Annotated in this window: 11 protein-coding genes; 9 read left to right on the forward strand and 2 right to left on the reverse strand. The window is 44.6% G+C overall.

From position 1 onward, the window contains the following. Nucleotides 1-75: 75 nt before the first annotated feature. The 5 genes from EJA10_RS09355 (at nt 76) to EJA10_RS09375 (ending at nt 5531) form a co-directional block, all read left to right on the forward strand. Nucleotides 76-1317 (forward strand): LPXTG cell wall anchor domain-containing protein, encoded by a 1242-nt coding sequence (locus EJA10_RS09355; protein ID WP_125479736.1) that lies wholly within the window; start codon nt 76-78, stop codon nt 1315-1317. Nucleotides 1318-1370: 53 nt separating this feature from the next. Then, nucleotides 1371-2027 (forward strand): class D sortase, encoded by a 657-nt coding sequence (locus tag EJA10_RS09360; RefSeq protein WP_125479737.1) that lies wholly within the window; start codon nt 1371-1373, stop codon nt 2025-2027. A 61-nt stretch (nt 2028-2088) separates the two neighbouring features. Beyond that, complete coding sequence (locus EJA10_RS09365) at nt 2089-3522, forward strand: sodium/glutamate symporter (protein ID WP_125479738.1); 1434 nt, start codon at nt 2089-2091, stop codon at nt 3520-3522. 126 nt (nt 3523-3648) lie between these two features. Further along, complete coding sequence (locus EJA10_RS09370; protein WP_125479739.1) at nt 3649-4998, forward strand: glucose-6-phosphate isomerase; 1350 nt, start codon at nt 3649-3651, stop codon at nt 4996-4998. Nucleotides 4999-5123: 125 nt separating this feature from the next. After that, complete coding sequence (locus EJA10_RS09375; RefSeq protein WP_125479740.1) at nt 5124-5531, forward strand: YugN-like family protein; 408 nt, start codon at nt 5124-5126, stop codon at nt 5529-5531. Here the strand turns inward: EJA10_RS09375 and EJA10_RS09380 are convergent. Next, complete coding sequence (locus EJA10_RS09380; protein ID WP_125479741.1) at nt 5528-6520, reverse strand: potassium channel family protein; 993 nt, start codon at nt 6518-6520, stop codon at nt 5528-5530. The genes EJA10_RS09375 and EJA10_RS09380 overlap by 4 nt on opposite strands. A gap of 225 nt (nt 6521-6745) precedes the next feature. Here EJA10_RS09380 and EJA10_RS09385 point away from each other — a divergent pair, with 225 nt between their 5' ends. From EJA10_RS09385 to EJA10_RS09395, 4 genes are all read left to right on the forward strand, one after another. Then, a complete protein-coding gene (locus tag EJA10_RS09385; protein ID WP_125479742.1) occupies nt 6746-6949 on the forward strand; it encodes a hypothetical protein in 204 nt (67 codons plus the stop codon). 122 nt (nt 6950-7071) lie between these two features. Continuing rightward, nucleotides 7072-7656, forward strand: a complete 585-nt coding sequence (gene uptA / locus EJA10_RS09390) for an undecaprenyl phosphate transporter UptA (protein ID WP_125479743.1) — start codon at nt 7072-7074, stop codon at nt 7654-7656. 145 nt (nt 7657-7801) lie between these two features. Continuing rightward, on the forward strand, nt 7802-8026 hold the full coding sequence (locus EJA10_RS23775; RefSeq protein WP_246017735.1) for a hypothetical protein: 225 nt from the start codon (nt 7802-7804) through the stop codon (nt 8024-8026). A gap of 1 nt (nt 8027) precedes the next feature. Further along, entirely contained in the window at nt 8028-8711 is a 684-nt protein-coding gene (locus tag EJA10_RS09395; protein ID WP_246017736.1) for a nuclease-related domain-containing protein, read from the forward strand. 194 nt (nt 8712-8905) lie between these two features. Here the strand turns inward: EJA10_RS09395 and EJA10_RS23900 are convergent, their stop codons facing one another. After that, the gene (locus tag EJA10_RS23900) at nt 8906-9028 is read right to left on the reverse strand and encodes a hypothetical protein (protein ID WP_281274485.1); all 123 of its coding nucleotides are present in this window, start codon (nt 9026-9028) and stop codon (nt 8906-8908) included. Between the last annotated feature and the right edge of the window lie 211 nt (nt 9029-9239).

The raw sequence follows: 9239 nt of genomic DNA on the forward strand, positions 1-9239 counted from the left end.
GAGTGGACTCTCTTATAATAACTGAATATTCAGTTATTTTGACTATCATATTTTACAAGAAAAGGGGTAGAAAAGTTGAAGTTATCCAAGCGTTTCTTTATCATTACTGCATTTATGTTAATGTTTATGATTACCTTACCTGTCTCCGGGACATTTGCTGAAGGAAACAAAACACAAAATCTCAAAGAAGAAAAACAACAAAATGATAAACCAGCTCAAAATGGGATTGATCAGGCACAACCATCAGCTAAAGCAGACGATAGTGAAAACAAAGCTGATAAAACAGAGGAAAGCAACACTTCTAATAATGAGGATGCAGATCTCGGTCAAGCAGGAGAAGAAGAGAACAAGGAATCTGACCGAAATAAGGAAGATCCTCCAGTTGAAGAAGCTGTTAATGATGAAGAAACCGAAGGGGATTCTGAGACACCTTTAGATGAAGAAGGAGAAAACGAACCAGCTGAAAATGACTCCCCGCCAGCTGAGAATGGAAATAAAAGCACGCAAGTCCATCTGCATATAAATAAATGCATGGCTCCAGTGGAGTCCGGGTTTGTCCTCGTGAATGGCGAATGGCAGGAAATGACGAACCCAGGCAGTTCGCCGTTATTCAAACTGTTTGACGATGGAGAGTTCATAAAGGATGATATCACAGCATTCAAGTTGATTTTCACAACCGGCCAGGAACTTGTCGTTCAGGTCAGCGAGATCAGGGTTGGCGTCGAGGCAGAGGGCTCAATCAACTACTGGCTGGATGACTGCGAGCTTCCTGTTGAGGATCAAGAGCCTGTTGAAGAACCTGCTGAACCAGAAGAAAAGGTAAATTTACTGTCTTTTATCAATATCATGTTCTTTGAGTACCACGAGAAGATTGAAAAAGTTACATTGCTGATGATGAATGGCCAAAGGTTTGAGTTTGAACGAAACAAGCAACTGTTCACTTTAAGTCTTACGGAAAAAGTCGAGTTAGAGATGATCCGAGGAATCGAGATAACCAGAAATGGCGAAACAAAGCTGATCCTCCTATCCCAGCTTTCAGAAGAATCTATTGAAATTTCAGAGGGTGAGCTCACCTTGCAGCTTAACGGGAATGTACTTGGCGGTAACGTAGAGGAAGTAATTGAAGAAGATGAATCCTCAGAGGTTCCAGCAGATGGTTCAGGAAACGATACTGGCGGAACGACCACTCAGGAAGTATGGAACGGTAAAGTCCTCCCGCAAACAGGAGAAGGCAGCAGGATGATGTTCTATGTACTTGGTTTCATGATTGCGGCAGCAGGAGTTTTAGTGCGATTCAGAAACCCGATAAAGAACTAATGTTTTGGGAGGGGAAGGAATTCCCCTCTTGATTATTTTATGAGGTGAAAATCATGAATAAAAAAATATTGTCTGCCTGGATGGTCCTTATGGGACTTTCCATCTTCTTTTATCCAGCTATGAAAGATTATTATACTTCCTACAATCAGGAGAAGATGATTGAAAAATGGGAGGACAATGATAACGGCGCTGCTGCCAGCCTGGATGAATTGGAGAAAGTCTTCAGCATGGAAACACAGGCAGAAACTATCGAGTCTGAAGAGGAAAAGCAAGACGATCATGTCCCGGCAGCTGTAGAAACAAAGCAATTGGCCAATGGGATGGTAGGCGTGATTGAGATTGACAAGATTGGCCTGCAGCTTCCGGTGTTGAACGGTGCATCAATGACGAACCTGGATCATGGAGCAGGAGTCCTGGAAGGCACGCCGATGCCGGGGATGCCCGGAAACAGTGCGATTGCTGCCCACCGCAGCAGAGGGTTTGGAAAAATGTTCAACCGGCTGGATGAGATTGGGACAGGGGATACCGTGACAGTTAGGGATAAAAACAATACTTATGTGTATGAAGTGTACGATACCGTGGTGGTCGAGCCTGATGACATTTCCGTCCTGAACGGGAGCGAAGATGAGAAGACGCTCACACTGATTACATGCACGCCCATCGATACAGCCACACACAGGCTGATCGTCAAAGCCAGGATTCGCCCTTAGACGTTTTCGTGCCGGTTGAGAGGGTAAGGGGGTAATAATATCACAGACCTAGGAGGAGAATATGGAATTTAACAGTGTTCTGCTGGCATTCGTTTTGATTGCGGTTCTGCTGGCTGCCGGGATGCTGATGCGGATGACGATTCCTTTTTTCCAAAAGTATTTCATCCCCACCTCACTTATTGCCGGACTCATCGGTTTGTTAGTAAGCAAAGAGGCTTTAGGAAAGCTGGGGGCAGTCATTCCAGGTGCAGCATTTCTGGAGAATGGTATTTATACGGAGAAAGTATATGAGACGATGCGCGAGATACCGGAAGTGGCCATTACGATTATTTTTGCGTCACTTTTTCTAGGTAAAAAAATCCCTGGCATCAAAAAAATCTGGGAAATTGCCGGGCCTCAGGTGGCATATGGGCAGACGGTGTCATGGGCTCAATATGTCGTTGGACTCCTGCTGGCGATTTTTCTTTTGAAGCCTGTATTTGATTTGCCCCCAATCGCGGGTGCATTGATTGAAATCGGTTTTGAAGGCGGTCCAGGGACCGCTGCCGGCATGAGAGGAACATTCGATGCCCTCGATTTTCCCGAGGGTGCCAGTCTCGCACTTGGACTGGCGACAGTTGGAATTCTAACAGGAGTCATCACTGGCATCATTATCGTCAACTGGGGAATCAAAAAAGGGATTGCCAAGCAAGCGAAGAAGGCATCAGAACTGTCTGAAAGAGAGCGGAAAGGACTTTACCCGGAAGGTAAAGAAAAAACGGCAGGAGAGCTTTCGACTAAAACCGAATCGATCGAAGGGTTTACTGTCAATTTCCTTTTTATCTTTGTTGCCATTGGCTTGGGAATGCTTTTGCTGAAGGGTCTGGTGCTGCTTGAGGAGGCAACATGGGGTCCTGCCTTTGACATCGAAGTGATCAAGCATGTTCCTCTGTTTCCCATGGCCTTGCTCGGAGGTGTGGCAACCCAGCTTCTCTACAGCAAGTTCATTCCGTATAAACTCATAGACAAAAAGGTACTGGCCCGAATTGAAGGGTTTTCCCTGGATGTGCTGATCGTGGCATCAGTAGCAACGCTTTCCATTTCAGCCATCAGCGAGAACATCATGCCTTTCTTGATTCTTGCAGGTGCTGGCATCGCCCTGAACCTTGCAGCGTTCTTCTTGCTGGCAAAAAGGATGATGCCCGAATATTGGCTTGAACGGGGAGTTCTCCAATTCGGACAGTCGATGGGCATGACAACGACAGGATTGCTTTTGCTGCAAATCGTGGACCCGGAAAAAGAAACATCGACGCTTGAGGGGTTCGGCTATAAACAAATCCTGTTCGAGCCTGTTGTGGGAGGCGGATTGTTCACGGCAGCATCCATGCCGCTCATCGTACAGTTCGGTCCGGTCGCACTCCTGATCGGAACAGGAGTCCTGTTTCTAATCTGGCTGGCAATCGGTCTTTTTTATTTTGGAAAAAAGAATAGTCAGCGTGCCCAATCTGAGGGATAAGGTACTCTTTAAAAAAGATTACTTAAAATTTCACAATTGGGTACGCTTACATCTGAGGGTGTTTCTTGATTATTGTTTTTCGTTTCGTTAAAGTGATAGAGAATATAAAATAATGGAGGATCAGACATGACACATGTTCGTTTTGATTACTCAAAGGCGCTCAGCTTTTTTGGTGAACACGAAGTTACATACTTAAGGGATTTTTTAAAAGTAGCCCATCATTCATTGCATGAAAAAACAGGAGCGGGCAGCGAGTTTCTAGGCTGGATCGATCTGCCTGTCGACTATGATAAAGAAGAGTTCGCACGCATCCAAAAATCCGCAGAGAAAATCAAGAGTGACTCTGATGTCCTGCTTGTTGTCGGAATCGGCGGTTCTTATTTAGGTGCACGTGCAGCGCTTGAGTTCCTGCAGCACAGCTTTTATAACGCACTTCCAAAAGAAAAGCGCAGCACTCCGCAAATCATTTTTATCGGAAACAACATCAGTTCATCTTACATGACAGATGTGATCGACCTGCTCGAAGGAAAAGACTTCTCCATCAATGTCATTTCCAAGTCAGGGACAACAACAGAACCTGCCATTGCGTTCCGCATTTTCCGCAAGCTTCTTGAAGAAAAGTATGGGGTTGAAGAAGCTCGCAAGCGCATTTACGCAACGACGGACAAGGCGAGAGGCGCATTAAAGACTCTTGCTGATGAAGAAGGCTACGAATCATTCGTGATTCCGGATGATGTTGGCGGACGCTATTCCGTGCTGACGGCTGTAGGCTTGCTTCCAATCGCAGTAAGCGGTTCAGACATCGAAGCGATGATGAACGGGGCAGCACAGGCGAGGGAAGACTTCAGCCATTCCGAGCTTGAAGAAAATCCGGCATACCAGTATGCGGCAGTGCGAAACGCGCTTTACAATAAAGGCAAAACGATTGAAATGCTGATCAACTACGAGCCTTCTCTTCAGTACTTCTCTGAGTGGTGGAAGCAGCTGTTCGGCGAGAGCGAAGGAAAAGACCAGAAGGGCATCTATCCTTCCTCGGCGAACTTCTCGACGGATCTGCACTCACTGGGCCAGTATGTCCAGGAAGGCCGCCGCGACTTGTTCGAAACAATCATCAAGGTTGAAAAGCCTCGTCATGAAATGGTGATCGAGGAAGCTGCAAATGATCTTGACGGCTTGAATTACCTTGCAGGCAAGACAGTGGATTTCGTCAACAACAAAGCATTCGAAGGTACAATGCTTGCCCATACAGATGGGGGCGTTCCAAACCTGGTCTTGACCATCCCTCAGCTTGACGAGTATACATTCGGATACCTTGTGTACTTCTTTGAAAAAGCATGCGCCATGAGCGGCTATCTGCTTGGCGTAAATCCTTTTGATCAGCCAGGGGTTGAAGAGTACAAAGTGAACATGTTCGCTTTGCTTGGAAAACCAGGCTTTGAAGAAAAGAAAGCAGAACTTGAAAAGCGATTGAAATAATCATAAAGAAGGAGCACCCCGTTTAAACGATGGGGTGCTCCTTTTTATTGATGGGGTATCCTGCTCATTAAATCCGTCTTTTTGGTTAAAACTAAGTTAAAACGCATGGAAAGGCGGAGCGACCATTGATTGAGATACCATCTGAACTTGAAGGCAAACATTTTGATCTTTTTAAATTGGAACAGATGCTGAAACCTTTAGGCTACACAATCGGCGGAAACTGGGATTATGACCACGGGGCCTTTGATTATAAAATTGATGATGAGGTTGGCTATCAATTCCTCAGGCTTCCTTTTAAAGCGATTGACGGACAGCTGGATTCAAAGGGCTGCACGGTGCAATTGCAAAGGCCGTTTCTGCTATCCCATAAATATCAGCGGGGCCTGGATGACCACGCTCATATCGGGAATGCCAGTGCATCTTTCAACCAGTTCCAGGAACCGGAGGACAAGGATGCGACTTTTCCTGATAAATACATTGAAGTAGGAAAGTCACTTGTCCGCGAAGCAGAGTCTTCACTTTTACAGTCCTAATCACTCAAAATGGCCAGCAGTCGGTCGTCATGGCTGATTTTGATATTTCGTTCGGGGTTGACGATCAGGTCATCCCCTTTTTTTATGCCTATAAGCGTGATGTTCCGCTCCTTCAGCAAGATGCTGCATGCTTCCTGGTATTTTTTATCGATCAATGTGGGATCGACATCAATGTAGGATAGATGCTTTCCGTTTAATTCCCCCAATAGATCAAGCAAAGGATCGACTACATCTGCGGAGGAAATGCTGTTTAGAAAGACGGCGCTGGTCAATGCATTGGTTGGGATAAGCTCATCCGCTCCTGCCCGCCTTGCATTATTGATTTGTTCAGTTGTCAGGATTTCTGCAATGCAGCGGATCTCCGGATTCAAGCCTTTTATTGCAAGCAATGTCAGGATGGTGTGCATATCGGCCTGCAGTTCATCAAGGTTTTGATCTGATGTAATAATGACTTTCCTTGCAGATTGTATACGAGCGTTCAACAATGTGTCATCCTTGTTTGCGCGCCCTCTAATAAAATGTACATTTTCAGCTGTGATTGGATTGGTTCCCAGTGTTTCATCTATTAAAATAATCGGCAATTTCGATTCAGTAAGTGTCCGGATAATCGAACGGGACCTTTCATTCCATCCGATGATGATGACATGTCCATCCCCTTTATATCCCACTTTCCCTTCGATGTATGCATTTTGCTTGGTGACGGCAGCCGCAGACAAATGAATAAAATAAGATGACAAAAATCCAGTGCCAACGAGCAAAAGAATGATCGCTGTAATCCTTCCCTCAACCGAGACAGGATAGAAATCTCCAAACCCAACGGTAGAAGCAGTTATAATCGCCCACCAAACTCCATCAAAGATGGTAGGGAAACTTTTCGGTTCAATAAAATGTATCGCAACTCCGAATAAAAATATGATGAAAGAGGCAGTCATTAAAATCCTCGCCAGTATAGGAAGCCTGATAAAGCGCATGTAAAAAAAATTGGACATTTTATTCCTCCTCTTCTGAATTGTCCCATATGTAAGAAACCATTGTTACTTTTCCCCTATAACGATTCGCAAAAACAAGATCAAACTAGAATTATGTCATTCTAGTTTCGTCGAACCAGCAGAAATTTAACCAGGTGTTTTGGCTCAAAAAAGCCCAAATTCAGCTTGAGCCCGTACCTAAAATTCACTGGGACATATGCTGTATAGCAAAGGAGGGATATGAATATGTCATTTAATTTTGGCTCAAATGTTCTGCTGTTCCTCGCAGCTATGCTGGCAGGCTGGGCGCTGATTAAATTCGGGCCGGGTCTGTTGACACTCGCAACTCTGGGTTTATTTGAAATCATTGGAGTGCTTGTGATCGTAATCTTTGCGATTGTCATTATATTTATTGCACTAAGAGTCCTCTTTAACGGCGGCTGGCGCTGATAAAGATTTTGTAAGGATCTGTCCCCCGGGCAGATCCTTTTCTGTGCCTTCACAAAAATAGAGATAAACAGGGACAAGTGGCAATATATTTAAAAGAGAATCAATGGATGGGAGAGAGCACCGTGCAGGATTTTATTTTGAATGTATTGGACTTGCTGTCAAATCTCGGTTACCTTGGAATTGCCCTTGGCCTGATGCTAGAGGTGATCCCGAGTGAAATCGTCCTTGGCTATGGAGGATATATGGTATCCAAGGGAAGCATCGGGTTTATTGGGGCAGTAATCGCTGGAACCATTGGCGGAACGCTTGCCCAGCTATTTTTATACTGGCTCGGTTATTATGGAGGGCGTCCTGTCCTCGAAAAATACGGCAAGTACCTGCTGATTAACAAGCATCATCTCGATGTATCCGAACAGTGGTTCAATAAGTATGGTCCCGGGGTTATTTTTTCAGCTAGATTCATCCCTGTTGTCAGGCATGCCATCTCAATACCAGCAGGCATTGTGGGTATGTCCTCTGTCAAGTTCACACTGTATACCATCGCAGCGATCATTCCGTGGACTGTCTTTTTTCTTTATCTGGGGATTGTACTCGGTGAAAATTGGGCGGGAATCAAAGAGATCGCTAAACCATACATCATTCCGGTCAGCATCATTGCCCTGGGAGCGGGAGCCGTTTATTTAGTGGCAGCGCGAAAACAAAAGTAATTCGTAATCTGGCTATATGCTCTTTCAGAACCGCTTTACTATTACTGTAGGTAGAGCGGTCTTTTTGTTCGATAATATTTAACAAAATATTCACAAAATTACTCCGGAAAAACGCTTAGAATATATTTAAGAAAGGAAGTGGAATATGAAACTTAAAGAACGCACAGAACCTATGGAATTACTAGTATTGCGACATTTAAAGAACCGGATGGAGTTATCTGCGAAGGACAGTTTTCAACTATCAAGCCTGGAAAAAGGATATGCGGGGGAAGTAATGTTCGACCAGATGACGGAAAATCTTGCGGAGGAAAGATATATTATAGACGACCTTCTTCTTCAAGTGAACAATTCTTTTTTTTCAACTGGATAAAGTGATCATTGCCAGGGATGCCATCCATCTGATTGATGTAAAAAACTATGAAGGAGATTTTTATCTTGAAGGGGACAAGCTATATGCTGTTAAAAATGGCCGCGAGTACAAAAATCCCATCACCCAGTTGACACGAAGCGCAACCCTTTTCCGCCAGCTGCTCCAGTATTTCAAGTTGAACCACATTGTCCATTCTTCGATTGTCTTCATCAACCCGGAATTCACCCTCTACCAGGCTCCGATGGATCAACCGATTGTTTTACCCACCCAAACAAATCGTTACCTAAGAGATTTAAACAACACTCCCTCCAAATTGGATCATAGCCACCAGCAACTCGCCCAAAAGCTTCTATCGCTGCACCAGGTTAAAAATCCTTTTTCGACGTTGCCGAAGTATGATTATGAACAGTTGGAAAAAGGAATGTACTGCAGCAGATGCAATTCTCTGAATACGCTAATCTATAAACAATACCTGGTTTGTAGTAAATGTGGTAATAATGAGCGTGTGGACCATGCCATTCAACGGCATACAGAGGAATTTAGGACACTATTTCCTGAGCGCAGGATAACTACTCGTACCATTTCAGAATGGTGTAATTCAGATTTAGACAATAAACGAATAACAAGAGTGTTAAATAAGAACTATGCAGCAAAAGGAACGACTTCTGATAATTACTACGAATAATACACTGATTGGAAGCTTAAGGTCACTATTGGCTGATGTCCTGCCGTGTTCGGACATTTTGACTGGTTTCCGATGTGAATTTGTCCGAAGTCATATCATCTTCGGACATTTTGGTGGGATCTCCATGTGAATTTGTCCGAAGTCATGCCACCTTCGGGCATTTTCGCGGCATCCCCTCGTGAATTTGTCCGAAGTCATGCCACCTTCGGACATTTTCGCGGCTTCATCATGTGAATTTGTCCGAAGTCATACCATCTTCGGACATTTTCGCGGCATCCCCTCGTGATTTTGTCCGAAGTCATGTCATCTTCGGACATTTTCGCGGCATCCCCTCGTGATTTTGTCCGAAGTCATGCCACCTTCGGACATTTTCGCGGCAACATCATGTGATTTTGTCCGAAGTCCTGCCACCTTCGGACATTTTCGTGGCATCCCCTCGTGATTTTGTCCGAAGTCATATCATCTTCGGACATTTTCGTGGCATCCCCTCGTGAATTTGTCCGAAGTCATATCATCTTCGGACATTTT

Origin of the sequence: Mesobacillus subterraneus (assembly GCF_003937825.1) — a bacterium.
GTDB lineage: Bacteria > Bacillota > Bacilli > Bacillales > Cytobacillaceae > Mesobacillus > Mesobacillus subterraneus.

Excerpts from the sequence above, each read along its gene's own strand:
- EJA10_RS23900 (WP_281274485.1), bottom strand. The coding sequence starts at position 9,028 with ATGTCCGAAGATGACATGACTTCGGACAAAATCACGAGGGGATGCCGC.
- EJA10_RS23775 (WP_246017735.1), top strand. The coding sequence starts at position 7,802 with ATGAAACTTAAAGAACGCACAGAACCTATGGAATTACTAGTATTGCGA.
- EJA10_RS09380 (WP_125479741.1), bottom strand. The coding sequence starts at position 6,520 with ATGTCCAATTTTTTTTACATGCGCTTTATCAGGCTTCCTATACTGGCG.
- EJA10_RS09370 (WP_125479739.1), top strand. The coding sequence starts at position 3,649 with ATGACACATGTTCGTTTTGATTACTCAAAGGCGCTCAGCTTTTTTGGT.
- EJA10_RS09385 (WP_125479742.1), top strand. The coding sequence starts at position 6,746 with ATGTCATTTAATTTTGGCTCAAATGTTCTGCTGTTCCTCGCAGCTATG.
- EJA10_RS09360 (WP_125479737.1), top strand. The coding sequence starts at position 1,371 with ATGAATAAAAAAATATTGTCTGCCTGGATGGTCCTTATGGGACTTTCC.
- EJA10_RS09365 (WP_125479738.1), top strand. The coding sequence starts at position 2,089 with ATGGAATTTAACAGTGTTCTGCTGGCATTCGTTTTGATTGCGGTTCTG.